Below are 24889 nucleotides of genomic sequence, written 5' to 3'. Positions count from 1 at the left end.
GCCCCCGCTGCCCCCGCTGCCCCCGCAGCGTCTGCTCCGGCCACAGCGGCGCAAATTGACGACGCGGCGGCCAAGGCTGTGGTCGCGAATTACGCCAACATGGTGTCTGCGGTATTCGACGATGCCCAGGCCGGTGCTAAAAAACTGAGCACCGCCGTCGACGCATTCCTGGCCAAACCCAACGATGAAACCCTGAAAGCTGCCCGGGATGCGTGGGTGGCTGCGCGCGTGCCTTACATGCAGAGCGAAGTCTTCCGCTTTGGCAACACCATCATCGATGACTGGGAAGGACAGGTGAACGCCTGGCCCCTGGACGAAGGCCTGATCGATTATGTCGCCAAGGATTACCAGCACGCGCTCGGCAACCCCGGAGCCACTGCCAATATCATCGCCAATACCGAGATTCAGGTGGGTGAAGACAAGGTCGACGTGAAGGAAATCACCTCCGAAAAACTCGCCAGCCTGAACGAGCTGGGCGGTTCTGAAGCCAACGTTGCTACCGGCTACCACGCCATCGAATTCCTGCTGTGGGGCCAGGACCTGAACGGCACCGGCCCTGGTGCCGGCGCTCGTCCGGCCAGTGACTACCTTGAAGGCACTGGCGCGACCGGCGGCCATAACGATCGCCGCCGCGCTTACCTCAAGGCAGTTACCGATCTGCTGGTCAGCGACCTGGAAGAAATGTCCGGCAACTGGAAGGCAGGGGTTCCCGATAACTACCGTGCCACGCTGGAAGCAGAATCCGGCGAAAGCGGTCTGCGTAAAATGCTCTTCGGCATGGGCAGCCTGTCACTGGGTGAACTGGCGGGCGAGCGCATGAAAGTCGCGCTGGAAGCCAACTCCAGCGAAGACGAACATGACTGCTTCAGTGACAACACGCATAACTCGCACTTCTACAACGGCAAAGGCATTCGCAACGTTTACCTGGGCGAATACACCCGCACGGACGGCAGCAAGGTCAGTGGTCCGAGCCTGTCATCGCTGGTCGCCAAGGTCGACCCGGCCACCGACGCCACCTTGCGCGCCGACCTGGACGACACCCAGGCAAAATTGCAGGCTATCGTTGATCACGCCAACAAGGGTGAGCACTTCGACCAGTTGATTGCCGCAGGCAACACGGCAGGCAATCAAGTGGTACGTGACGCCATTGCTGCGCTGGTCAAACAGACAGGCGCTATCGAGCAGGCAGCTGGCAAGCTTGGCATCACCGACCTGAACCCGGACAACGCTGATCACGAGTTCTGACAGCCGTCGCTCCTGCGTTAGTCACCAGTGCCGGTCAGTTCGCTGACCGGCATTTTTTATGCTGCTCGATATGTGCTTCAGATCTGGCCAGCGATATTTCAGCGATCTTTGTAGGGTATTTCCCAAAGTCATTTCCGTATATTGAACACGCTCTCCATACCACCGAGTATCCGCGCTCCTGCCCTTCCAAAGCGCGCTCATGTTTGAATTTGAATCCGGCCCCGGTGGTCTGCCATGGTCGAAAAACGCTTACCTGCTGCTCAACGCCATCAATCTCCCACAGCTGAGAAGAAAGCTTTTCGAGTGGAACCCAGCACCGATCTGCACACTGCTGTTTCTGCAAACCCGCTTCAGTGAATTACTCGACCACTCGCCGGCACTGGTTCAGATCGATGGCCCGTGCGATCCGACGTTTTCAGATTTTTTGACCAATGCGTGCGAGGAATGGGGCCTGCTCCTGTTCAGTGATGCCGACCACAAGACAGTGGCCGATCACCTGCGCTGGCTGGTTTTCGTTGATAAGCCAACAGGCAAGGCCTGTCACTTGAACCTCTCGGACCCGCCGGTCGCCAACGCGCTGTTCGGGCTTCATCCGGCGCACATCGACAATCGGCTGTTTGGCCCTATCGACAGTGTTTATGCAGCAGATGTCATTACTGAACACTGGGTCCGGCACGAGCGCCGGGGTGAGCCAGCCATTCATGAAAACACGACGCTTTATCGGATGAGCGAACGGCAGATGGAGGCCATGAATGACGTCGCGTTCCGCCTGATCGTGATCAGTCTTGACCAGCACTTGCGCACATTTTTCCCGGACTACCTCACCTCCACGGGTTTGAAGTCGCGATACGGCCATGTCTATGCACTGGCCGTCACAGCCTATGAAGCGGGCTTCAACAGCGAAGCGGATATTTTCCATTACGCCAACGTCACCTGCTTTCTGGCTACCCAGCCAGCCGAGTCGCAGCTTGATATCAGGATGCTTATGAATGAAAAGTCCTCACTGACGCCATCCCGGCGTATTCAACAGGCCAACTGGCTGGCAGTGAAACGCAGTCGCGAACAGCACGAAGCGACCCGGCCATGACTCGCAAAACGCTTTCACCTGTGGACAAAGCCTATTGGGAGTCCAGAGCAAAAAGCCATATTGACGCCCGCAACAGTACGAGCAACTGCCCGCTAATGGGCATCAAAGTGCAACTGCTGCCACTGCGTTATGGCCGCGTGGAACGGCTTCACTACCCGTCGGAGACTTCGGGCTACAGAGACTTGAAACGACCGCTCGGCTTGCGTCTGGTGCGTGATGGCTATTTGTATGTGATCGATGAAAGCACTGGCTACCTGCATGAATATCGCCTCGACAGCGGCGTACCGACCAAACTGCTCTGGCAGGACCGGGAAGTCACTCAGGATGTCAGGCCGACCACGATTGGCGAGCACACCCTGATCTTTGCCCGTGATACAACGTTGCATATTGCCTATGCCGAACTGCAATGGACCGCCGCCAAATGCAACCGTGTGCTGAGCAGCGCTGCAGACCGTTTCTATTTCATGCAGAAAGTGAATCTGGCTGACGCCGATTGCCAGCGCGGCGGCGCTCACCTTCGCGTCGAGCAGCAAGTCAGAGAGCAGCTTGCCGAACTCGCCGAATTGCCGGCACAACAATGCACGGCGCCCGATATGCCCGAAGGCGAACGTCAGGACTATGTCTGGGAGCATCTGCCGCTGTTTCGCGAGGCGCACATCGGCGAATTGAAAAATACACTCAACCCGTACTACGAATTGAATCACCTGTATCTGGTGCTGGACGACAGCATTGGCATTCTGCGTGACCTTGCGCAGGAGCAGGACGAGGTGGTGGGCTGGCTAAACCATTGGCGTGAGCGCAACGACAATGAAATGCGTTACATCACCGCCAGCTACATCGACACACTGATGAGCGTTGACGACAACACTGCCCGGCAGACAAATCCTGACTCCAAACTAATGAACACTGCTACGCCCGAACAACGCAGCCGTATTTACGACTACCTCAATGCGCGCAATGACTGGCACCGGGAACACTCCAAGGGACCTGTGCCAGCGACTACATCAGCAGGGCAGTATTCCGCCATGCGCGGGGTCGCGTATACCGAACGGCCGCAAACCGGATTTGCCAGACTGAACATGGAAAGCAAGCACTCACAGATGGTGCTCGCGCTCGGTAAACCTCTCCATGAAGAACTGAAAGACGATATTGACGCGCTGGAAGATAACAGCCAAGGCATGCTCAACGGCGTCGGACTTGGCTCGCGAGGTCTTTACGATCTTGTTCGTCACCAGGAGATGCAAGCTTATCTGGCCCAGGAGCGCTCGCATCTCCAACGCTGGACGCAGCGCCTGGACGATATCACCCATGATCGCGTGAGCCTGTTCACTCAAGGTGAGCTCTTTCGAAGTGCCTGGTACTTCGACCCAGACCATCCCGACCAGTTGAAAAGCGCCTTGGCGATGGAGCTCAACTGCACCCGCGACCTGTGCCGCACCGACGAAAGCCTGCGGAAGGTCAGCGACTACTTTCACGACAACCCCCACTACATTCTGCCGGTGTTCTATGGGCGTCTGGACATGGACTTTCTGCGCGCCAAATCAGGCAACCTGCTCAAGTGGCTGGATGATATTCATAACTTCAGCGACGGACTGGCCGATGCCCATAGGCGCATCGCTGATATCAGCCACATCATGGGCAATCACTGGACCAACAGTCTGAATCTGGACCCCGCTGCCCTGCCGCTGCACCAAGCCGTCAATGCCAGTTATATCCCGGCCGTCGCCCTGAACCTGGAGCGCTGGCTGATTGAAATGCAAAAGCGGTTGAACAGCCCACAGCTACGCCAACATCTGGATAACTTCAGCAGGGCAAGCAATCGAGCACAGCGACTGGGCATGCTGGTGGCGCTGCAACAGGAAGCCGTCACGCTGAGCGTTGCAAACGAAGCCGACGTGACAAAATTTCGCGACAACTTCGTGCGCTTGAATCAGCTGCTTGCTACCGAAGACGACCTCATCAGAGAGCGCAACCGCCTCACCAAACTTATTAACCGCCGCACACTGACAGCGGATCAACATCGAGATCTGCTTCACGAAAGGCAATACAACCACCAACGGCTGCTGCAGACCCGCAACACACGCGACGCGCTGCGCCGGGAACTGGAAAAAGCCATTACCCCGACCGGCACTCCGCGCAATGGTGCGATTGGCGTTCGACTGGATATCACTGATCCACAACTGCAAGCGCTCAATGACGAAATTGACACGCTGCGGGCGGGGGCGGTTGGAGGGTATGCAACTCAGGGGGCGGCTGCGGCGGCGCTGAAGGGCAGTTTCTTTCCGTTACTGGCGGTGTGTTTGCAGGTCGGGAATCTGGGGGAGGCGTGGGCTGTTTGGAAAGAATCAAAGGGAAATAGATCTGTAAAAGAAAACTTTATATGGGCAAGCACACTATCTTCAGTTGCCTCAGCATCTATTTCAGTATTCCAAGCTGTATATCTAGCGATGACCAGCGAAGCTTTTAAGGCAATAACCGAAAACAGTTCCGAAACAAGAGGCATGCTGTTCGGAGTTCGTATGGGACAGTGGGGCCTGGGGTTAGGAGCTATCATTGCCCCCTTAAGCCTCGTAGGTGCCGCAGGAACAACTTGGAATAACTTTGAAAAGTGGAGGAGCGGTTTGATAAGCGGCAACTCTGGAGAAAAGTCAGGTGCTTTCACCGCAATGAGCGGCGATATTGGAGGAACCGGAATTAGTGCTGTATTGACAGGGCATGCAGGTAAAGAGCTGATAGGCTTTTTAAAAGACATATATCCTGAAACCGGAGATGCCAGGAAAAAGGCCGCAAGCATTGCTTGGGCAACCCGTGGAGCACGCTTTCTGCAGCTTTCGATGCGACTCACTCCATGGGGACTTATTTTCACGGCCCTGCAACTTGGCGGTGAAGCACTTTACAACTACTCGAACCTGGACGAAGAGCAGCGATGGCTACTCCATTGTCTATGGGGTAACGAGCCCCAGGGTTGGGACTGGAGCACGCACTCACAAAAACTTGCCGAGACTACTCTGCTGCCCACGGTTCTCGATCAAGGCATTAGCAGGCGCCAGCTGGATGGACAGGCTATACGCAGCCTGCATCTGATATTACCGGGACTTACCGAGTCCAGCTTTGACGACACTTCCTTGCGCTGGTTGGCCGAGTTAATAGAAGCCCCCCATAGGCAGGATGTCAGCAAAGGACTTCGGCAAGGACTGTCCGTTGCCTCTGCATCACCTTTGACACTGGCGCTGGAGATCCCCGAGGACTGGCAGGGACATAACGTACTGCTGTTATTGCGGCTCGCAGTCAAACCGGCATTAGCCAACACTTACCTGAAAGCGGATCAGGGATACCTGAATTACCGCATTCCACTGAGCATGGGCTCACTAAGCAAACCCATCCATGCATCGTCAAGCGTTACCGACGAGGGTATGACATTACCTGTTTTACCTATCGAGAGAGACCATCTTTTTGAATTCTAGCAAATACGAGCAATCGCCACGTGCAGGCGATACAGAGCAGGAGGCCGGCACAGAAGTCTTCTATCTTGCACCACGCCCCTTGCCTACCGGTGTATCGGCGTCAAGCTTACAGAACATCGACAGAATGGCTGCTGACACTTATCTAGACTTCCATTTGACCTCTGCATCACTGGAGTTCGCAGTGCGTTGCTACACGGCTTCAGTAGCAAGCATTATAATGATGTTCCTTTTGACCGGCATTGGTACAGGCATTGCCGAATACTTTATTTCCAACACCCCCATTCTTGAAACAGCAATACCTTTCATTTTTCCCAATTGGGCTCTGTGGCTATTTGTATTCCTTCTGGCATCAATGTATGGCTACTTTTTCTTCCAGGCAGTGTACCAACTCACCAGCACGCCCCCCATCCGCTTCAACCGTCAGCGCCGCGAGGTGGCCTATGTCGCCAAGCGTGGCCAACCGCCCCGGTTTATCCCTTGGGAAGAAATAATTGCCTGCGTCAGCAGCAGCACAGTTGCAACGCAATACGGCACTCAGCAGAAATTCGCTCTGATGATCGGCTTCATAGACGCCTCGGACGGCCAGGTGATGTGGCTCACGTTGCCTACTTCCACGCTTGGTATGGCAGTCAGCGAGTGGGAAGCGATCCGCGCCTACATGGAAGAAGGCCCGAGCGCCCTGCGAAAGCCCATGATGGGCACTGACCTGGAGGAAGGCACTGTGGAGTTTTTCCACATGTGTCGCCGTGACTACCTGCTTGACCACGGCTGCTTGCGCTACCTGTTCGGCTTTCTGCTGATCCAGTTTTTCAGCGGCTGGACTTTGCCCTGCCACGTCGCCAGTTGGGTCAAGCGACTGCCGAAAACGGCATTTCCAAAAGCAGTACAAGACTGGTCCGCCCCCCTACCCCGCGAACAATGGCAAGCCCCCAGCGCCGAACTGATCGCGCAAAGTGAAGAAGTGCGCAAAAGCCTCCGTAAAGGCATGAGTATCTTCGACCACTTTCTTGAGAAGGAAAAAAACCAGAACAAAGCCGGTGTCTGATCGAGTCGGGGCCACCCGCCGTGATCAATACAGCGTATCCGCAATGCGGCCCGGCAAAGCCTTGTCATAGGCTTCACCGTCGATCTGCTCAGCCGAGACCGCTTTGAGTATCTGCCCCGCAGTGGGTAATGCACTGCGCTCGATGTGCTGCGTCGTGTCCCACAAACCGGACCTGATGGTCGCCCTGCTGCACTGGAAATAGACGCTGGTCACTGAAATGCGCAGCACTGACCTGGGCAACTGCCCCTTCACCGCAAAACGCGACAGCAACTCGGGCTGAACCGATATCTGAGCGGTTCCGTTGACGCGCAGGGTTTCCCCCACGCCGGGTATGAGAAACAGGAGCGCGACACGTGGGTCGTTGACGATATTGCGCAGCGTATCGATGCGGTTGTTGCCACGTCGGTCAGGCAGATAAAGCGTCTTGCTGTCTTCGATATGCACCAGCCCCGCCTGATCTCCGCGCGGAGAAGCATCGAGCCCGTCAGGCCCGGCAGAGGCCAGCACGGCAAAAGGTGCCTGCTCGATGAAAGGCCGGTAGACCTCATGAATGTGGTCAACTTCCTTGATGAGCGAAGGAGGTGCGATCGGACCATAGATCGCTTCCAGTGCCTGGATGGTGGTCACGAACGCGCTGTTGTCCGGGGTATCCATTGATGTGATCTCAACCTGGTGTTTTATCTGCGGATACTGTCAACGTCGACAAACGCGACAGCCTTTGCAGCATAGGCAAAAATGCAGGGGCTCGGCCAGCTTGAAGATTCGTAACAACACATTGCATCAGACGCCGCAAACGATAATCCCTCTTATTCAAACCGCTCGAGGCTGATAAGCTTGCACGCCCCGATTTTCGCCTCGTTGCAGGATGTGTATGAGTACGCGGCTCCGTCTATCCCTTGCCTTGCTCACGACTCTGGTCCTGAGCGCATGCGATGACGCCCCGCGTTTCACACATGCCGAGCCGGGAGAAGCCTTGTCCGGTGGCAGCGCTACCGTCAGGAAGAGCGACCAGAACGCGTTCTCCATGCCCTCGGCCAATCTGGCCCCCGTGCGGAGGCTGGACTTCAGCGTCGGCAACAGCTTTTTCCGCAGCCCGTGGGTAATTGCGCCGTCGACCACCACGGCTCGCGACGGACTGGGGCCGCTGTTCAACACCAATGCCTGTCAGAACTGCCACATCAAGGACGGGCGCGGTCATCCGCCGGAGGCTGACGACAGCAATGCGGTATCGATGCTGGTCAGGCTGTCGATTCCCGATGACCCGGCCTATGCCGACCTTATAAAGCGCAACGGTGTACTGCCCGAACCGGTTTACGGCGGGCAATTGCAGGACATGTCGAACCCCGGCGTAGCGCCCGAGGGCAAGGTACGGGTCGAGTACGATGCGCTGACAGTCGAGTTTCGCGATGGCACGTCAGTCGAGCTGCGCCAGCCAACCCTCAGAATCACCCAGCTGGGTTACGGCCCCATGCACCCCGATACGCACATCTCGGCGCGCATAGCCCCGCCAATGATCGGCCTGGGCTTGCTCGAGGCCATTGCCGACGACGCAATCCTGGCCAACGCCGATCCCGACGACAAAAACGCCGATGGCATCTCGGGACGAGCCAACTGGGTGTGGGACGACGCGCAGCAAAAAATCGTCATGGGCAGATTCGGCTGGAAAGCCGGACAACCCAACCTTAACCAGCAGAACGTGCACGCCTTTTCCGGTGACATGGGGCTGACCACCAGCCTGCGTCGTTTCGATGACTGCACGCCAGCCCAGACCGATTGTCTGGCCGCGCCCAATGGCAATGGCCCGAATGGCGAGCCGGAGGTCAGTGACAACATCCTGCGCCTGGTGGAGTTCTACACACGAAATCTGGGGGTTCCAGCACGCCGCAGGGTGGATGACCCTCAGGTGCTGGCGGGCAAGAATCTGTTTTTTCAGGCGGGATGCCAGCAATGCCATACACCCGCTTTCAAGACCCGTGGCGACGCCGCCGAGCCTGAGCTGGCCAATCAGGAGATTCGCCCTTACAGCGACTTGCTGCTGCACGACATGGGCGAAGGACTGGCCGATAACCGTACCGAGTTTCAAGCCTCTGGCCGCGAGTGGCGTACACCGCCATTGTGGGGGCTGGGCCTGACCGGCACTGTCAGTGGACACACCCAGCTGTTGCACGATGGTCGCGCCCGCAATGTGCTTGAGGCGATACTGTGGCACGGCGGAGAAGCCCAGGCCGCACAGCGGCAGGTGCTGGCATTCGATGCACAGCAGCGTGAAGCACTGTTGGCGTTCCTGAATTCGTTATGATTGCGCCCAACCCGGAATCGTCTCGTTTCAAAAAATCTTCTTTTCGAAAATAAGGAGCCGGACATGTTCCGACCCAAGTTGTTGCTGACCAGCCTTGCGGCGCTTGCCTTGGGTGCCTGCTCGCCATCCGACCCGCAGGCAGTCACGTCCGCAGCCATTGCCAAACAGGTGATCCTGCCGACCTACAGCCGCTGGGTCGATGCTGATCGTCAGTTGGCAAGCAGTGCGCTGGCGTTCTGTCAGGGCAACACCGACCTGGCCACGGCGCGTGCCGACTTCCTGAAAGCGCAGAAGACCTGGGCCGAACTGCAGCCGCTGTTGATAGGCCCTCTGGCCGAGGGCAATCGCGCCTGGCAAATACAGTTCTGGCCAGACAAGAAGAACCTGGTCGGTCGTCAGGTCGAGCAACTGGTGAGCGCACAGCCGCAGATCAACGCCCAGGAGCTGTCCAAGGCCAGCGTAGTGGTTCAAGGCCTGTCCGCTTACGAATACATTCTGTTCGACGCTGAAATCGACATGGCCAATGCCGAACAGAAAGCGCGCTATTGTCCGCTGTTGATGGCGATCGGCGAGCGTCAAAAGCTGCTGGCCGAAGAAATCCTCAACAGCTGGAAAAGCACGGACGGCATGCTCGCGCAGTTGAGCAAGTTCCCCAACCAACGCTATGCCGACTCTCACGAGGCCATTGCCGAACTGCTACGGGTGCAGGTCACCGCCCTCGACAGCCTGAAAAAGAAGCTGGGCACGCCCTTGGGTCGCCAGAGCAAAGGCCAGCCGCAACCCTTCCAGGCCGACGCCTGGCGCAGCAAATCTTCTCTCAGCAGCCTGGAAGCCAGCTTGATCAGTGCTGAAACGGTCTGGACCGGTGTCGACAACAAGGGCCTGCGCAGCCTGCTGCCCGCCGAGCAGAAACCGCTGGCCGACAAAATCGATGCGGCCTACGCTACCAGCCGCAAATTGCTCTCGGAACTCAAGCCGCCGCTGGCCGACCTGCTGGCCACCGATGCAGGACGCCAGCAACTCAATGCGTTCTACGACAGCCTCAATGCGGTGCATCGTCTGCATGAAGGCGAGCTGGCCAAGGCGCTGGGCATTCAGTTGGGCTTCAACGCCAACGACGGCGATTGATCAAGAGGTACATGTGATGTTGCGACGTCAGGCCAAGGCATTCGGCAGCCTCTTGCTCAACGCTTGCACGCTGGGCGGCTGGAAGCTGTTCAAGCAAAAAGGCGCACGCCCCCTGCTGCTTTCCGCTCGCGACGATGGCGACGGCAAACACTATGCGGTGGGTTTCCGGCTCGACGGGACACAAGTCTTTGCTACCCGAGTGGGCCAGCGCTGCCATGACATCATCAATCATCCCAGCCTGCCACTTGCGGTGTTCATCGCACGTCGTCCAGGCACTGAAAGCTATCTCATCGATCTGCGTGATGGCCGCTTGCTGCAAACCATCGTCTCGCAGACGAACCGGCACTTCTATGGCCATGCGGTGATTCATCGCGACGGCGAATGGCTGTATGCGACGGAGAACGACACGCGCGACCCAGGCCGCGGATTACTGGGCGTCTACCGATTTGTCGACGAGCGGCTGGTGCACTCGGCTGAAATCCCCACCCACGGCATTGGTCCGCATCAAGTCTCATGGATGCCGGATGGCGAAACGCTGGTGGTCGCGAACGGCGGCATTCGCACCGAAGCGGAAAGCCGGGTAGAGATGAATCTGAATGCCATGCAACCCAGCCTGGTCATCATGCAGCGTGACGGTACGCTGCTGAGCAAGGAAACGCTCTCCCAGCAGATGAACAGCGTACGTCATCTGGGCATCGCCAGTGACGGCACTATCGTGGCGGGTCAGCAGTTCATGGGGGACAGCCACGAACTGGCCGAGTTGCTGGCGATCAAGCGGCCCGGCCAGCCATTCCAGGCGTTTGCGGTGGCCGAAGAGCAATTGCGGGCAATGGCTCACTATACGGCCAGCGTCGCAGTGCACAGTGAGCTACGGCTGGTAGCCCTGACGGCACCACGCGGTAACCGGTTCTTCATCTGGGATCTGGACAGCGGCGCATTGAAACTGGACGCGCCGTTACCTGACTGCGCGGGCGTGGGCGCTGTGGCCGACGGTTTTGTCGTTACCTCGGGCCAGGGACGTTGCCGCTTCTACGATTGCCGCAAGCAGGAACTGCTTGCCAGGCCGCTGGACCTGCCCGCAGGGCTGTGGGACAACCATCTTCATCTGGCTCGGGTGGGGTAGCCAGAGGTTCCGTCCGGGAACAGCCGGCCTTGGTTGCGGGGCCTTAGTTACGAGCTCCCGCCCCTTGCGCCAGGCTGTACATGAACAGCAAAAGGTCATGGTCCGGCTGCACGTTTACCAGACTCTTCGCCACACGCGGCAGGGGGCAGTATCCCTCGCCATGTTGTGCCGTGAGTATTCGGGTAGACGGTTGCTCAAGCGCTGCCACGGCGACGGTCGCTACTGCCAGTGCACCGAAGATAAACAAACCTCTTGCCATTTCTAGCTTCATGACTCTAAACCTTTGATAGAGCTGCCAAACGCTGCCTGATAAAAGTAGATCAACTTTTGCCAGTCTGCAGCGCTGAATGACGAATGGCGTCGTAGCTGTTTCATATCATGCTGGGCTGCGCCATGAGCGGTCAGGCGGCGACGGCCTTTTTCAAGGTCCAGCAAGGCGACCTCTACCTTGGCATCCGGCCCCTCACCCGTTACACGTACAAAAATATGCTTGATATACAGGCAGCTGTGCTGCCAACGGCCCAGGTGCATGCGCGCCAGGGTGGTCGCTACTTCCTTGAGCATGCGCTCATAAAACAGCTCGCCATGCCGCTCGCGCCCCCCGGCAGCCTGCCACTTTTCTATCTCTTCGAAACCTTCCAGTGCGACCGTAACCAGCAATGCACGCCATGCATTGTCTTCGCCACGTTCGGCACCGCAAAACACCACCTCAGGTACGACGACGCCAAGCTTTCGCAGCCCTTCTAACGCCTCGCGCTCGCGCAATACGGTAGGGCGACCGAGCGGGTGCAGCAGACTGCGATAGATATGACCTGTCTGGCGCTTGGCATAAAGAGTCTGCCCGTTGCCCATGTCGAGCCGTTGTACACCACTTTCTCCACCTCGACGTGCGTTGGGTTCTTCAACCCACTCGCCGTGCTGACTCCAGAAATGGTTGAACTCATCCTGCACGGAGTTCACAACTGGCTCTTTCAAGGACTGCAAACCCATCTGTTTACCTTTTACGTAAGACATAGACTCGCCACATGGCGTACATCGGCAGAAAGTCCATTCGGTTCTGGATACGAAATCCTGCCTGTTCAAATTCGGACTCTGCGGTAGCAGCCGGTAACACAAAACGATTCTGGTAACTTTCCTGCCCATTTTTCTGCTGGCGCTGTTTCTCCAGACGCGCGCGCTTCCATGCCTTGAAATTGCCATCAACCCACAGCGAAACAATGACACTGTCTCGGGTAACGCGCTGAAACTCACGTAACAGAGCCATCCGGTCACTCGACTGGCCAACATGGTGCAGCAAGCGCATGCAGAAGATGCTGTCTACCGCGTTATCGGGCAAGTCGATGGCAAAAGCAGATGTCTGCAAAGGTTGTACCCTTTTCACCACTTCTGCAGGCTGCGATGCACAGGCGGTACTGAGCATGTCCGCAGAGTTGTCCGCACCAATGATCGAGCGGTTGGGTTTCTCCGCCAACAGTGGCCAGAAGCGTCCTGCACCACAGGGCAGATCCAGCACCAGTCCCGGATCCCCGGCCAGGTGCAGGGCTTTTCTTGCCAGTTGTTCATCACGATGGTGCGACAGCTTGCGCCAGATACCGTCCTGATGCTTCTCAAGGTACTGGCGAGCATGTGACTTGTCGTACTTACGGGAAAACTCGAGTTCTATGCGGTCGCTCATGGGAGCAGCTCCTGACGTTGATGCGGGCCAAACTAAAGGCACCGCTGTCACTGTCAGGTCATCTGAATGTGAAAAAAATGTCACCTTTACACGTCAGATGTTTCGAGATTTTACAGAGAGTTAGACACCGTGTGTGACCAATCGACGAAGTGCAGTCGATTTATCGTCACACACTGAAGCGGGTCTACTGGAAGTGAGGGTCAGGTCTTGACCACATTCAGCGTCACTTTGAAGCGACAACCATGCGGTTCCATAGGCGTGAGATCGACACTCCAGCCCTGGTTGGTGCAAATGCGCTGTACCAGTGACAAGCCAAGGCCCAGGCCTTCGCCGCGCTGCTCATTGCCGCGTACAAATGGCTCGAACATGGCCTCGCGTTTTTCCTCGGGAATGCCCACACCACTGTCCTCCACGGTGAAGCTCTCTGCGTGGAGCGTCAGCGCAATGAAACCGTGATCCGTATAGTGCAGGGCATTGCGCAGCAAGTTGCCCATGACAGCATGCAGGAACGTTGCGTTGTAGCGAATTTCAGACAACTGGTCATCCGTTGGCGGGGTATAGATCAGTTGAAGCCCTTTGCCTTCTATTGGATCACGCCACTGAGAGATCAACTGCTCAGCCACGCCGACCAGAGTGGCCTTGGGCGTCATGGCCGGATCTTCACGCTGGGTGCGCGCGAGCATGAGGAAGGTCTGCACCAGATCGCGCATCTCTTCGCAGGCGCGACCGATACGCTCTACCTGACGACGCCCGCGTAGATCGAGCGCAGGATTTTCCAGCAGCAACTCGCAGGAACTGGCCAGCACCATCAAAGGGGTACGCAGCTCATGGCTCACATCGCTGGTGAACATACGCTCACGAATCAATGCCTGCCTCAGACGCCCCAATGTTGCGTCGAACGCCACTGCCAGCTCGCCGACTTCGTCGGCGGCATAGTCAGGTGCCAGTGGCGGTGCCAGCCCCAGCAACTGGTCACGGTGACGAACCTGCCGGGCCAGACGCACGACCGGTGCCATCACCCGACGGGCCAGTACCCAGCCCAGAAAGACTGCCAGCGCCAGCGCCAGCACGAAACCGACCAGCACGACAGCGAACAGCACCCGCTCACGCTCTTCAAAATCGCTTTGATCCTGAAGCAGGGCGTAATGCCGACCATCCACCACCTCGATCATGGCGTGATACGACAGCGGGCCACGAAAGACCTCATGAAAACCAGGCTCAAGGTGCCGAAGGTCCTTGGGCAGATCAAAGTCGCCCGGACCGTTGCTGAAGTAGAACAACTGGTCGGGCTTGGGCCGATGGCTCCAGTCGCTGACACTGTCCATCAGCATCAGACGATTGAGATCACCGCCGAGGCCTGCAGAAATCAGTTTTTCTTCAACCAGGTGAACAGTAGAGATGATTCCGATGGCGAAAGATCCGGCGACCAGTGCACTCATCAACGCAAAGGCAATGATGATCCGTTGGGCAAGACTCTGTTTAAACTCCATCCCGGCCCTCGGCCAAGCGATAGCCCACACCGTGCACGGTCTGCAACAGCGGTTTGCCGAACGGTTTGTCGATGACCTGACGCAACTGGTGCACATGGCTGCGCAGGCTGTCGCTGTCCGGACAATCGTCGCCCCATAACGCTTCTTCCAGAATCTCGCGACGCAGTACATGCGGGCTTTTCTGCATCAGGACGGCGAGCAGTTTGAGCCCGACCGGGTTGAGCTTGAGCATCCGGCCTTCGCGCGTCACCTCAAGTGTATCGAGGTCATACACCAGATCGGCAACCTGCAAGGTGCGACGTCCGCCGCCCTGGGCACGGCGCAAAACCGCTTCGATCCGCGCGGCCAGTTCCGACAGGGCAAACGGTTTTAGCAGGTAGTCATCAGCGCCGGAGCGGAAGCCCTGCAGGCGGTCATCCAGTTGATCGCGTGCGGTCAGCATGATGACCGGCGTATCGCGACGCGCATCTTCACGCAGACGCTTGCACAACGTGTAGCCATCGATGCCCGGCAGCATGATGTCGAGGACGATCAGGTCGTAATGCTCGGTGGCCGCCAGATGCAGTCCTGAGAGGCCATCCTGGGCGCAGTCGACGGTATAGCCTTTCATGCCCAGGTAATCGGCCATGTTCGCCAGGATGTCGCGGTTGTCTTCAACCAGAAGAATTCGCATAAAGCACTCTCATATGCAGTTTGGGCTGGCGCAGCTTAAGACGAAGTGGGCGTAAGGGCCAGCGCCGAAATGCCATGACGTTTTTTTCACCTATGATTTACAACGCTCATGACACACTTTGAGACAAACCGTCGCACATAATGATCGCGGCATGCCTTTCACCGATCTGGATTCGATATGTCGAAAACCGTCGCCCCACCCTACTCTCGCCCTATCAACCCGTGGATTTATCTGGGTGTACCCGCCGTCGTCGCGTTGGCCCTTGTACTCCTTGAGCTGACCTCGCTGGACATGGACATCGCCAAGCTGGCTTTCGACCCTGTCAGTGGGCAATTCATCGGCAGGCACAGCTATTTTCTCGAAGACGTCCTTCATGATCGCGCCAAGCAACTGGTCATGATTTTCGGCGTGCTGGCCATGATCGGCTTTGCCGCCTCCTTCAAGGTAGAGCGTCTGATCCGGTGGCGTAGAGAGCTGGGTTGCCTGGTGCTGTCCATGGCTCTTTCAACCGCCTTCGTGACGCCGGTAAAAGTAGTGACCTCGGTGCAATGCCCCTGGAGCCTGACCGAATTCGGAGGACAGGAAACCTACAGTGAACTGTTGAGCCCGCGCCCCGCCACCGATAAACCAGGACGCTGCTGGCCGGGTGGCCATGCTGCTACCGGGTTCACCCTGTTTGCCCTGTTCTTTGCACTGCGCGACCGCCGCCCACGCATGGCGAAAATGGGACTGGCCCTGGCCTTTGGCCTGGGAACAGTGTTCTCCATCGGCAGGATGCTGCAAGGTGCGCACTTCTTTTCACATAACATCTGGACTGCAGTGTTCTGCTGGCTGATCTGTCTGGGGGTTTATTACTTCATTCTCTATAAGCCTGAACCGAAACGCCTCGCGGACGCGACGACTCAGGCGACACGCTGATTGGTCCCGAACAAAAAAAGGTCATAAAAAAACCCCGCACAAGGCGGGGTTTTTTATGGGTGCAGCTCTGCGGGGTAAGGCCGGATTACATCATACCGCCCATACCACCCATGCCGCCCATGTCCGGCATGCCGCCGCCTGCTGGCTTGTCTTCAGGCACGTCAGCGATCATCGCTTCGGTGGTGATCATCAAGCTGGCGATGGAGGACGCCGCCTGCAGAGCAGAGCGAGTCACCTTGGCCGGGTCCAGGATACCCATTTCGATCATGTCGCCATATTCGCCGGAAGCAGCGTTGTAACCATAGTTGCCACGGCCTTGCTTGACCTTGTCGACTACGACGCTTGGCTCGCCACCGGAGTTGGCTACGATCTGACGCAGAGGCGCTTCTACAGCACGACGCAGCAGAGCGATACCGACGTTCTGGTCGCTGTTATCGCCTTCCAGGTCGGAAATGGCCAGCAGAGCACGAACCAGTGCCACGCCACCGCCAGGTACCACGCCTTCTTCAACGGCTGCACGGGTGGCGTGCAGGGCGTCTTCAACGCGGGCTTTCTTCTCTTTCATTTCAACTTCGGAACCTGCACCGACCTTGATCACTGCAACGCCGCCCGACAGCTTGGCCAGACGCTCTTGCAGTTTTTCCTTGTCGTAGTCCGAGCTGGTGTCGCCGATTTGCTGACGAATCTGGGAGATGCGCGAGTCGATATCGGTTTTGACGCCAGCACCATCGATGATGGTGGTGTTTTCTTTGTTCAGAATGACGCGCTTGGCATTACCCAGGTGTTCCAGGGTAGTGGTTTCCAGGCTCAGGCCGATCTCTTCGGAGATAACGGTACCGCCAGTCAGAACAGCGATGTCCTGCAGCATGGCCTTGCGACGGTCGCCGAAGCCTGGAGCCTTGACGGCTGCAACTTTCACGATACCGCGCATGTTGTTGACCACCAGAGTGGCCAGCGCTTCGCCTTCAACGTCTTCGGCAACGATCAACAGAGGACGACCAGCCTTGGCGACTGCTTCCAGAACCGGCAGCATTTCGCGAATGTTGGAAATCTTCTTGTCAACCAGCAACAGCAGCGGGCTGTCGAGTTCGGCAACCATGGTGTCCGGCTTGTTGATGAAGTACGGAGACAGGTAACCGCGGTCGAACTGCATGCCTTCTACAACAGACAGCTCGTTTTCCAGACCCGAACCTTCTTCAACGGTGATGACGCCGTCTTTGGTCACTTTTTCCATGGCTTCGGCAATAATGTCGCCGATGGAATGGTCAGAGTTGGCCGAGATGGTACCGACCTGGGCAATCGCCCGGGTGTCGGTGCAAGGCTTGGACATGGCCTGCAGCTCTTTGACGATGGCGATGGTCGCCTTGTCGATGCCGCGCTTGAGGTCCATCGGGTTCATGCCGGCAGCGACAGCCTTCAGGCCTTCGTTGACGATTGCCTGAGCCAGAACGGTCGCCGTGGTAGTACCGTCACCGGCATCATCGTTGGCACGGGAGGCAACGTCTTTGACCAGCTGCGCGCCCATGTTTTCGAAACGGTCTTTCAGCTCGATTTCCTTGGCAACCGATACACCGTCTTTGGTGATCAGCGGAGCGCCAAAGCTTTTCTCGATGATAACGTTGCGGCCTTTAGGACCCAGGGTCGCTTTAACTGCGTCAGCCAGGACGTTTACACCGGCGAGCATTTTCTTGCGGCCAGAATCGCCGAATTTAACTTCTTTAGCAGCCATGATCATTATTCCTTGAATACTTTGTAGTAACGGAAATCAGCGGGAGCACTCAGCCTTCGACAACAGCAAGAATCTCGTTCTCGCTCATCACCAGCAGGTCTTCGCCGTCTACTTTCACTGTGTTGCTGCCGGAATAAGGGCCGAACACAACCTTGTCACCCACTTTCACAGCCAGCGCACGCACTTCGCCGTTGTCCAGCACGCGGCCGGTACCCACAGCAACGATCTCGCCACGGTTAGGCTTTTCAGCAGCCGAACCTGGCAGAACGATACCGCCGGCAGTTTTCGTTTCTTCTTCACTGCGACGGATGACGACGCGGTCATGCAGAGGACGAAGCTTCATTGTCGATCTCCTGATTATGTTTGTCTGATCGTCCGGTGACTGCACCGGCCGGTTTAAATCCGGACTTGCCGGTTACGGTTCGACGCGCGAACCGCAGAATACGGTCTGGCCTTCATGCCAGAAACCTTGCGGTGACCCATACATAAGGGCGAGCAAAGTGATTACAAGTCTTGGGCAAAAATTTTTTACACCAGATTCGACGCGCAAAAACCAGCGCGGCACCCGAAGGTGCCGCGCTGCCGGGGGGTTAAAGGCTACTTGTCGCGATGTTCGAACTCGCCTTCGATGACATCAGGCTCGCGAGTCGGCTGGTGAATAGCGTTCGGGCGATGACTGGACGTACCCTGGTTGGCCGGTGTCTGCAGGTCATCGGCGAAGGCGCGTTGACGCATGGCCTGATCTTCGGCGCGTTGACGAACCTTGTTGATCAGCAGACGACGGGTAATCGGCAACAGGCAGATCACACCCAGAATGTCGCTGATGAAACCGGGCAGCAGCAAAAGACCACCGCCCACAGCAACCATCAGGCCTTCGAGCATTTCCTGGGCAGGCAATTCGCCACGCGCCAGGCTTTCGCGTGCCCGCAGCGCCGTTGCAAACCCGGCCACACGCATCACGAACAAGCCCAGCATCGACGTCGCGACGACCAGCAGGAAGGTCCAGAGAAAGCCGATGGACATCCCGACACGAACCAGCAGAAACAGCTCAAGTACCGGGAACAATAGAAACAGCAGTAAAAAAACACGCATCAAATGAGTTCCTCAAGGGAAGAATGCCTTCCGAGTAGACCGTATGTGATGTCAGAAGGTCGTTAATTCAAGCTCCCTGCGCCTGGGTTACCGCTCAATTATGCGCATAAGTCAGCTGAACCAGGGCTTCACGAACGTGTATCGGTGTATTTCAAGGCTGGGTTCCAGGCTTGATGAAGGCTCTGTCGGCAGCAGGAAATGGTTGAAAAACCTCTACTCCGAACACAAGACGAATGCGCGAAAACAGCCTATAACGTGCTCTGGCTATGGCTAAACACTCGCATTCAGCCAGTGACGCCATGGAAACGATCAACTGTGACTGGGCACGCACATGGAATTGAAAGACAAGCTGATAGTTATCACCGGTGGAGGCCAGGGGCTGGGCAGAGCCATGGCCGAATACCTTGCCGGCAAGGGTGCCAACCTGGCGCTGCTGGACCTGAATCAGGAGAAGCTCGACCAGGCTGTTGCAGCCTGTGAGGCGCTGGGCGTCAAGGCTCGCGCCTATCTGTGCAATGTCGCCAATGAACAACAGGTTGTCGACACAGTCAGCAAGGTCGCCGAGGATTTCGGCCCTCTTCACGGCCTGGTCAACAACGCCGGTATTCTGCGCGACGGCCTGCTGGTCAAGGTCAAGGATGGCGAGATGACCAAACTGAGTCTGGCGCAATGGCAGGCGGTGATTGACGTCAACCTGACCGGCGTATTCCTCTGCACGCGCGAAGTGGCAGCAAAAATGATCGAGCAGAAAAGTCAGGGCGCGATCATTAATATCTCGTCGATTTCACGGGCGGGCAATATCGGACAAACCAACTACTCGGCAGCCAAGGCCGGCGTTGCTGCCGCTACGGTGACCTGGGCAAGGGAACTGGCACGCTACGGGATCCGTGTGGCGGGCGTGGCGCCGGGATTCATTGAAACCGAAATGACTGGCAGCATGCGCCCCGAAGCACTGGAGAAAATGACGTCGGCCATCCCGCTCAGACGCATGGGCAAGCCGGACGAAATCGCCCACTCGGTGGCTTATATTCTTGAAAACGATTATTTCAGCGGGCGTATTCTGGAGCTCGATGGGGCAATGAGAATCTAGCCAGCAGATCAAGGCAGCGAGCGACGCGCACGATGCGCATCGCTCTCCCCTCATTTACCAGCTCACGCCAAAGCCGGCGGTATAACGGGTCTTGTCCACGTCACCGTTGTCCGAGCCACTGATGATGTTTTTCTCGGCCTTCAGGTTAAGCGATGCCCAGTCGGTGACTTTGTAACGCAGGCCGGCTTCGACATCCATCGAGTAATCGGCAACGCCGCTCAACGGCTTGCCCAGTTCGCCGTTGCTGAAGAACTCGAACTTCTTGCCGATCAGGTAGCGGTTGTAATCCCAGGTGCCTGCAACGGAATAGAAGTTTTCTTTCTGACCGTTGGAAAACTCGAAGTCGGTACGGTTAAGCAGTGCTCCAACCTTGAACGCACCCAGTTCGTCATCCCACAACTGATACCCAGGACCAGTACCGACGACGCGCTGACGAGACAGGTCTTCGATCTTGTCACGCTTGTAGGTCACACGGGCGTCCCAGAAGAATTTCTCGGTCAGGAAGCGGTCCAGGGAGTATTCGGCACTCCAGTTGTCGGTGCCGACCACATCGTCGGTCGTCTCGCGGTTGTAATCGCCCTTGGCGTTATGGCGCCATTGACCGTGACGCGCCGAGGTCTTGAAAGCGATGTTGTAGTCATTGGTGTCGTTTTCTGCCTGCTGGAAGTCCAGTGCGGCATCGATATTGCCTTTCCAGACAAGATCAGTGATAACCGGCTTGGGCTTGATGATCTGATGAATGCTTGCCAGCTCAACGGTCTTGGGCGCATCGCCATTAGCCAGCACGACCTTGCCGTCATCGGCAGCCTGCAACGACTTGGAGACCTCCCCCGTGTGCTCATCCTGCTTGACCAGCAGAGGCTGGTCGCTTTGCAGCGTCTTGACCTGCTTCCAGTCCAAAGGGATAGCGCCGCCGTATTCAGTCTGCAGCAGCAGCTTGCCGCCATCGAACACTTTGATCGTGCCGGTCAGCCGGTCACCGTTCTTTAACCAGACGGTGTCGGCAAGCAATGGAGTGGAAACAGTGGTGATTGCGAGGCACAGCAGGGTTCTGGACAACATAAGCGGTAATCAGGCTCTGTTTGGCGGGAAGTCGGGCATCATCCTGCGGGACAACGTCAAGAGGCAATATCAAGGCAGTCCGGGGACCACAATGCACAGGTTTCACTGACAGCGGAATTCAGTCAAAGTTCAAGAGAACGACAATCAATATCGTTTTATACAGGATAAGTGTGTGACCGACCCGAACTTGACATTTCTTTACCCGGACGGGCAATCGCCTGCCGAGGTAAAGCGTGGCGCGCTCTACCTGACGCTGGCGCAAATCCCGGAAGGCAAGGTGGTCGCTTATGGGCAACTCGCTCAACTGGCAGGGCTGGGAAAAGCGGCGCGCTGGGTAGGCCGCACATTGAGCCAGTTGCCAGAAGGTTCTGCACTGCCGTGGCATCGGGTACTGGGGGCCGGTGGTCGGCTCAGTCTGCCGGCTGGCAGTGTGTCCGGTGACGAACAGCGGGCGCGTTTACGTGCCGAGGGCGTTACCATTCTGAATAATCGGGTGGATATGCAGCGCCATGGCTGGCGTCCGCTATAGCACAGCGGTTAGAGTGCGCCCTTTGTTTTCGTAACCTGAGGCAGATTCCAGCCCATGCCCCGTAAAACCTGGCGCGCCGCGCTCGCCGCATATGCCAGCCCGTCGACATTAGTGTTACTGCTGCTCGGATTCGCTGCGGGCATGCCTTATATGCTGGTCTTTTCGACTTTATCCGTGTGGTTGCGTGAAGCCGGTGTCGCTCGCGAGACCATTGGTTATGCAAGCCTGATCGGCCTTGCCTACGCCTTTAAATGGGTCTGGTCGCCATTGCTCGACCAATGGCGCCTGCCTCTGCTCGGCAAGCTGGGGCGTCGTCGTTCATGGCTGGTGCTGTCCCAGAGTCTGGTGATTCTCGGTCTGATCGGCATGGGCTTCTGCGATCCGCAAAAGCACCTGTCGTGGCTGATCGCTATTGCCGTGGTGGTGGCCTTCTCTTCAGCCACGCAAGATATCGCCATCGATGCCTATCGCCTGGAAATTGCCCAGGACACGCAACAGGCTGCCCTGGCCGCCAGCTATATGTCCGGCTACCGGGTCGCTGCGCTGCTGGCGACAGCAGGCGCGTTGTACTTCGCCGAGGGTTTTGGCTCAACAGGCTTTGCCTACAAGCATTCGGCATGGACCGGCACCTATGTACTGTTCGGCCTGCTGATGCTGCCCGCACTGGTCACAACGCTGATCATGCGCGAGCCGCCTGTGCCGCTGCGTACCCAGTTGTCGGCAGCACGCTATGGCTTTACCCACCAGTTGGCCTCGGTGTTCGTGCTGATTGTGCTACTGGTATCGGTGCCGGCAATGTTTACCCAGCTTTACAATACCGACTTCGCCAGCGTGCTGTTCAACGGTACGAGCTGGATGGATCTGTTGCTCGAAGACCGGGCGTTTTTGCGGGCGATTCTCTACACGCTGCTGACCATCGCCTGCCTGTCGTCGATGGGTCGCCGCGGGCTGGCACCGGTGCTCACACCGATCAACGATTTCATCATGCGTTACCGCTGGCAGGCGCTGCTCTTGCTGGGCCTGATCGCGACCTATCGAATGTCGGACACGGTAATGGGCGTCATGGCCAATGTGTTCTATATCGATCAGGGCTTTACCAAGGACCAGATCGCCAGCGTCAGCAAGATCTTCGGCCTGATCATGACCCTGCTGGGTGCGGGTATCGGCGGACTGTTGATCGTGCGCTTTGGCATCATGCCGATCCTGTTCATCGGCGGTCTGACCTCCGCCTCGACCAATATTCTGTTCCTGCTGCTGGCGGACATGGGCCCCAACGTGAAGATGCTGATTCTGACCATCTCACTGGACAACCTCAGTTCCGGGCTGGCGACGTCGGCATTTGTCGCCTACCTGTCGAGCCTTACCAACCTGAAGTTCTCTGCCACCCAGTACGCCCTGCTCAGTTCCATCATGCTGTTGCTGCCACGCCTGTTAGGCGGATATTCAGGCGTGGTGGTGGAAAAATTCGGTTACCACAATTTCTTCCTGATCACCGCCCTGCTGGGCATTCCGACGCTGGTGATGATCATCCTGCAATGGAACCGAGAGATACGTACGGCGAAGACCGAGGAGCCGAAAGAGGCTTCCGTTGTCGAGAAGCCCTGAGCCCAGGCCAACCCATCAAGGAACAACATTGGACACCGATAACAAAACACGCGCTTTCAACCCCGTTCCGCTGATCCTTATCAGCCTGGGCATCTGGCTGCCGATCATCGGCACCCTGCTGATCTCTTACCTGTCGCGGGATCCTGCCACCCCGTCCGGGCCGATGGCTTTTGGCGGTGCCGTGGTACTGCTCGCTCAGGTAGAAATCTTCGCGATCATCTTTCTGCTGATTTATGCATTCGCCGTAAAACCGTGGAGGCTGTCCACGACAGTACGCACGGTGTTCTCCATCAACGCAGTGGCCGCCGCCGTCGCTGCCATTGGCATTATCGTTACGCTGGCCAATATAAGCCTGTAGTAATCGCCAACTAAAAAGCCCTGACTCTCACCAGCCAGGGCTTTTTTCATATCGCACGCCCCTCCTCCTCTTACAGTCTTTTCTCCTGACGTTGTCTGTCATTGCGTCGTAAGAAACGCACTACAACTTCTTATGAAATGGCCGACGTCGTTGTTAGCCATCACTCACTATTTTGCCGCGCCATCAGGAGTAATGTCGCTCGGTGACCGGCCCGCGGCAGTGGCGGACCATTCTTATGAAATCAAACTGGAAGATGGCAGCCGGGTGAAAGGAATGACGAACGCAGACGGGCGGACAGAGCGAGTGGAACGCGAAATGATGCATCAGGCACAAGTGTCGGTACTGCGCAGCGGCACACCGAAAGGCGGTGCGCAATGAACGGTGCCGATGAATACACCGTTGCCCAAGGCACCACACGTCTGATCCCCAACCTCAACACCACCTGCAAAATGGAAGTGCCCGCCGATTTGCCCGGTGTGGTGATCTTTCTGCATGGCGTGAATGATCCGGGGGCGTCTTATGAGTCGGTGGAGACGGGGTTGTGTCAGGGGGGCAATGAGCGGCTGGATCGGCCGGACCTGCTGGCGGGGCGGTATGGGGCTGAGTATGCAAAAGTAAAGAAGCTTCCAGTTGAAGATGTGCAAGACGATCAGAAGGACATTCTGGACGATCCTGACACCTATCTTTATCAGCGTGACACCAGGGATCCGAAAACTCGTAGCCTGATGATTCCCTTCTACTGGGGCTATCGTGCCGAGCCTGGAGAGGTGAAACGGGATAAAAACGACGACCCGACCAGGCTACGCGACCAGTATCAGGATGTGCGCGGCAACCGTCTGGACAGGCACTTTGGCAAAGGTGGCGGTTTTTTTGCAAACGCCACCAACAACCTGTTGCAGATGTACGCTGAGGGTCTGGATAAAAACCTGATTCACAAGGCGGTGCAGGCAAGACTGCCCAACACGCTTTACATGGGCGAAGGCCCGCATCGTCGTTATTTCGTTCTGGCGGCTACCCGGCTGGCCATGCTGGTGCGCGAGATACGCCGCGTATCCCCGGACGAAACCATCACCATCATGGGCCACAGTCAAGGCACGTTGATCACATTACTGGCGCAAGCACTGCTGGTAGATGAAGGGCAGCGATGTGCGGATACGCTGATCATGGTGGACTCGCCTTACAGCCTGTTCCCGAATGTAACGCCTAAAGGCCACGACACTCTTTCAACGCTGACCCGTATTGTCACTGAAGTCACTCAGGCACCGCACACCCAGCCG

Annotated in this window: 24 protein-coding genes; 14 read left to right on the top strand and 10 right to left on the bottom strand. The window is 57.3% G+C overall.

The window, feature by feature from the left end:
* The 4 genes from ALO80_RS06370 to ALO80_RS31920 form a co-directional block, all read left to right on the top strand.
* Positions 1-1245, top strand: a 1245-nt coding sequence (locus tag ALO80_RS06370) for an imelysin family protein (RefSeq protein ID WP_055008336.1), incomplete at its 5' end; no start/stop codon positions are given.
* 199 nt (positions 1246-1444) lie between these two features.
* Entirely contained in the window at positions 1445-2332 is an 888-nt protein-coding gene (locus ALO80_RS06365; RefSeq protein WP_055008335.1) for a DUF4123 domain-containing protein, read from the top strand.
* On the top strand, positions 2329-5796 hold the full coding sequence (locus tag ALO80_RS06360; RefSeq protein WP_055008334.1) for a toxin VasX: 3468 nt from the start codon (positions 2329-2331) through the stop codon (positions 5794-5796). The genes ALO80_RS06365 and ALO80_RS06360 overlap by 4 nt, the downstream gene beginning before the upstream one ends.
* A 352-nt stretch (positions 5797-6148) precedes the next feature.
* Complete coding sequence (locus ALO80_RS31920) at positions 6149-6841, top strand: DUF6708 domain-containing protein (protein WP_310886594.1); 693 nt, start codon at positions 6149-6151, stop codon at positions 6839-6841.
* A 24-nt stretch (positions 6842-6865) separates the two neighbouring features.
* Here ALO80_RS31920 and ALO80_RS06350 read toward each other — a convergent pair whose 3' ends face one another.
* A complete protein-coding gene (locus tag ALO80_RS06350; RefSeq protein WP_055008333.1) occupies positions 6866-7495 on the bottom strand; it encodes a pyridoxamine 5'-phosphate oxidase family protein in 630 nt (209 codons plus the stop codon).
* Between the two features lie 217 nt (positions 7496-7712).
* On the opposite strand from ALO80_RS06350, the gene ALO80_RS06345 reads away from it, so the two are divergent.
* From ALO80_RS06345 to ALO80_RS06335, 3 genes are all read left to right on the top strand, one after another.
* On the top strand, positions 7713-9140 hold the full coding sequence (locus ALO80_RS06345; protein WP_055008332.1) for a di-heme oxidoreductase family protein: 1428 nt from the start codon (positions 7713-7715) through the stop codon (positions 9138-9140).
* Between the two features lie 63 nt (positions 9141-9203).
* Positions 9204-10268, top strand: a complete 1065-nt coding sequence (locus ALO80_RS06340; RefSeq protein WP_055008331.1) for an imelysin family protein — start codon at positions 9204-9206, stop codon at positions 10266-10268.
* 16 nt (positions 10269-10284) lie between these two features.
* Complete coding sequence (locus ALO80_RS06335; protein ID WP_055008330.1) at positions 10285-11391, top strand: DUF1513 domain-containing protein; 1107 nt, start codon at positions 10285-10287, stop codon at positions 11389-11391.
* A gap of 43 nt (positions 11392-11434) precedes the next feature.
* On the opposite strand, the gene ALO80_RS06330 is transcribed toward ALO80_RS06335, so the two are convergent.
* The 5 genes from ALO80_RS06330 to colR form a co-directional block, all read right to left on the bottom strand.
* Positions 11435-11662, bottom strand: a complete 228-nt coding sequence (locus tag ALO80_RS06330) for a hypothetical protein (protein ID WP_054986206.1) — start codon at positions 11660-11662, stop codon at positions 11435-11437.
* Positions 11659-12381: a lipopolysaccharide kinase InaA family protein gene (locus ALO80_RS06325; RefSeq protein ID WP_055008329.1), complete on the bottom strand. Its 723-nt coding sequence runs from the start codon at positions 12379-12381 to the stop codon at positions 11659-11661. Before ALO80_RS06325 ends, ALO80_RS06330 begins: the two co-directional genes overlap by 4 nt.
* A gap of 4 nt (positions 12382-12385) precedes the next feature.
* The gene (locus tag ALO80_RS06320; protein WP_054986208.1) at positions 12386-13066 is read right to left on the bottom strand and encodes a class I SAM-dependent methyltransferase; all 681 of its coding nucleotides are present in this window, start codon (positions 13064-13066) and stop codon (positions 12386-12388) included.
* A 200-nt stretch (positions 13067-13266) separates the two neighbouring features.
* On the bottom strand, positions 13267-14556 hold the full coding sequence (locus ALO80_RS06315) for a sensor histidine kinase (RefSeq protein WP_054986209.1): 1290 nt from the start codon (positions 14554-14556) through the stop codon (positions 13267-13269).
* Positions 14546-15229, bottom strand: a complete 684-nt coding sequence (colR, locus tag ALO80_RS06310; RefSeq protein ID WP_002555020.1) for a two-component system response regulator ColR — start codon at positions 15227-15229, stop codon at positions 14546-14548. Before colR ends, ALO80_RS06315 begins: the two co-directional genes overlap by 11 nt.
* Positions 15230-15406: 177 nt before the next feature.
* On the opposite strand from colR, the gene ALO80_RS06305 reads away from it, so the two are divergent.
* Positions 15407-16147, top strand: coding sequence for a phosphatase PAP2 family protein (locus ALO80_RS06305; RefSeq protein ID WP_055008328.1), 741 nt, complete (start codon positions 15407-15409; stop codon positions 16145-16147).
* 85 nt (positions 16148-16232) lie between these two features.
* Here ALO80_RS06305 and groL read toward each other — a convergent pair whose 3' ends face one another.
* The 3 genes from groL to ALO80_RS06290 all read right to left on the bottom strand — a co-directional run bounded on the left by groL (position 16233) and on the right by ALO80_RS06290 (position 18968).
* The gene (gene groL, locus ALO80_RS06300) at positions 16233-17876 is read right to left on the bottom strand and encodes a chaperonin GroEL (RefSeq protein ID WP_054986211.1); all 1644 of its coding nucleotides are present in this window, start codon (positions 17874-17876) and stop codon (positions 16233-16235) included.
* Positions 17877-17925: 49 nt separating this feature from the next.
* A complete protein-coding gene (locus tag ALO80_RS06295; RefSeq protein WP_003304675.1) occupies positions 17926-18219 on the bottom strand; it encodes a co-chaperone GroES in 294 nt (97 codons plus the stop codon).
* 254 nt (positions 18220-18473) lie between these two features.
* Positions 18474-18968: an FxsA family protein gene (locus ALO80_RS06290; RefSeq protein ID WP_054986212.1), complete on the bottom strand. Its 495-nt coding sequence runs from the start codon at positions 18966-18968 to the stop codon at positions 18474-18476.
* Between the two features lie 331 nt (positions 18969-19299).
* On the opposite strand from ALO80_RS06290, the gene ALO80_RS06285 reads away from it, so the two are divergent.
* Positions 19300-20058, top strand: coding sequence for an SDR family oxidoreductase (locus ALO80_RS06285; RefSeq protein ID WP_055006914.1), 759 nt, complete (start codon positions 19300-19302; stop codon positions 20056-20058).
* Between the two features lie 54 nt (positions 20059-20112).
* On the opposite strand, the gene ALO80_RS06280 is transcribed toward ALO80_RS06285, so the two are convergent.
* Positions 20113-21120, bottom strand: coding sequence for a DUF481 domain-containing protein (locus ALO80_RS06280; protein ID WP_002555026.1), 1008 nt, complete (start codon positions 21118-21120; stop codon positions 20113-20115).
* Positions 21121-21292: 172 nt separating this feature from the next.
* On the opposite strand from ALO80_RS06280, the gene ALO80_RS06275 reads away from it, so the two are divergent.
* From ALO80_RS06275 to ALO80_RS06255, 5 genes are all read left to right on the top strand, one after another.
* Complete coding sequence (locus tag ALO80_RS06275) at positions 21293-21649, top strand: MGMT family protein (RefSeq protein ID WP_055008327.1); 357 nt, start codon at positions 21293-21295, stop codon at positions 21647-21649.
* A 54-nt stretch (positions 21650-21703) separates the two neighbouring features.
* Positions 21704-23254 (top strand): AmpG family muropeptide MFS transporter, encoded by a 1551-nt coding sequence (locus ALO80_RS06270; protein ID WP_055008326.1) that lies wholly within the window; start codon positions 21704-21706, stop codon positions 23252-23254.
* A 28-nt stretch (positions 23255-23282) separates the two neighbouring features.
* Positions 23283-23612, top strand: a complete 330-nt coding sequence (locus tag ALO80_RS06265; protein ID WP_054986217.1) for a hypothetical protein — start codon at positions 23283-23285, stop codon at positions 23610-23612.
* 192 nt (positions 23613-23804) lie between these two features.
* Entirely contained in the window at positions 23805-23990 is a 186-nt protein-coding gene (locus tag ALO80_RS06260; protein WP_055008325.1) for a hypothetical protein, read from the top strand.
* On the top strand, positions 23987-24889 hold a 903-nt coding region (locus tag ALO80_RS06255; protein WP_235812450.1), incomplete at its 3' end, for a T6SS effector phospholipase Tle3 domain-containing protein. The genes ALO80_RS06260 and ALO80_RS06255, both read left to right, overlap by 4 nt.

It is taken from the genome of Pseudomonas caricapapayae (genome assembly GCF_001400735.1).
In the GTDB taxonomy this organism is placed as follows: domain Bacteria; phylum Pseudomonadota; class Gammaproteobacteria; order Pseudomonadales; family Pseudomonadaceae; genus Aquipseudomonas; species Aquipseudomonas caricapapayae.
Note: the sequence above shows the minus strand (reverse complement) of the source record. Positions and strands in the feature narration are given on the sequence as shown.

Coding starts and splice junctions, on each gene's coding strand:
- ALO80_RS06335 (WP_055008330.1), top strand. CDS start 10,285: ATGTTGCGACGTCAGGCCAAGGCATTCGGCAGCCTCTTGCTCAACGCT.
- ALO80_RS06305 (WP_055008328.1), top strand. CDS start 15,407: ATGTCGAAAACCGTCGCCCCACCCTACTCTCGCCCTATCAACCCGTGG.
- ALO80_RS06285 (WP_055006914.1), top strand. CDS start 19,300: ATGGAATTGAAAGACAAGCTGATAGTTATCACCGGTGGAGGCCAGGGG.
- ALO80_RS06315 (WP_054986209.1), bottom strand. CDS start 14,556: ATGGAGTTTAAACAGAGTCTTGCCCAACGGATCATCATTGCCTTTGCG.
- ALO80_RS06295 (WP_003304675.1), bottom strand. CDS start 18,219: ATGAAGCTTCGTCCTCTGCATGACCGCGTCGTCATCCGTCGCAGTGAA.
- ALO80_RS06360 (WP_055008334.1), top strand. CDS start 2,329: ATGACTCGCAAAACGCTTTCACCTGTGGACAAAGCCTATTGGGAGTCC.
- ALO80_RS06340 (WP_055008331.1), top strand. CDS start 9,204: ATGTTCCGACCCAAGTTGTTGCTGACCAGCCTTGCGGCGCTTGCCTTG.
- ALO80_RS06365 (WP_055008335.1), top strand. CDS start 1,445: ATGTTTGAATTTGAATCCGGCCCCGGTGGTCTGCCATGGTCGAAAAAC.
- ALO80_RS06330 (WP_054986206.1), bottom strand. CDS start 11,662: ATGAAGCTAGAAATGGCAAGAGGTTTGTTTATCTTCGGTGCACTGGCA.
- ALO80_RS31920 (WP_310886594.1), top strand. CDS start 6,149: ATGTATGGCTACTTTTTCTTCCAGGCAGTGTACCAACTCACCAGCACG.
- ALO80_RS06270 (WP_055008326.1), top strand. CDS start 21,704: ATGCCCCGTAAAACCTGGCGCGCCGCGCTCGCCGCATATGCCAGCCCG.
- ALO80_RS06350 (WP_055008333.1), bottom strand. CDS start 7,495: ATGGATACCCCGGACAACAGCGCGTTCGTGACCACCATCCAGGCACTG.
- ALO80_RS06325 (WP_055008329.1), bottom strand. CDS start 12,381: ATGGGTTTGCAGTCCTTGAAAGAGCCAGTTGTGAACTCCGTGCAGGAT.
- groL (WP_054986211.1), bottom strand. CDS start 17,876: ATGGCTGCTAAAGAAGTTAAATTCGGCGATTCTGGCCGCAAGAAAATG.
- ALO80_RS06345 (WP_055008332.1), top strand. CDS start 7,713: ATGAGTACGCGGCTCCGTCTATCCCTTGCCTTGCTCACGACTCTGGTC.
- ALO80_RS06320 (WP_054986208.1), bottom strand. CDS start 13,066: ATGAGCGACCGCATAGAACTCGAGTTTTCCCGTAAGTACGACAAGTCA.
- colR (WP_002555020.1), bottom strand. CDS start 15,229: ATGCGAATTCTTCTGGTTGAAGACAACCGCGACATCCTGGCGAACATG.
- ALO80_RS06290 (WP_054986212.1), bottom strand. CDS start 18,968: ATGCGTGTTTTTTTACTGCTGTTTCTATTGTTCCCGGTACTTGAGCTG.
- ALO80_RS06280 (WP_002555026.1), bottom strand. CDS start 21,120: ATGTTGTCCAGAACCCTGCTGTGCCTCGCAATCACCACTGTTTCCACT.
- ALO80_RS06260 (WP_055008325.1), top strand. CDS start 23,805: ATGTCGCTCGGTGACCGGCCCGCGGCAGTGGCGGACCATTCTTATGAA.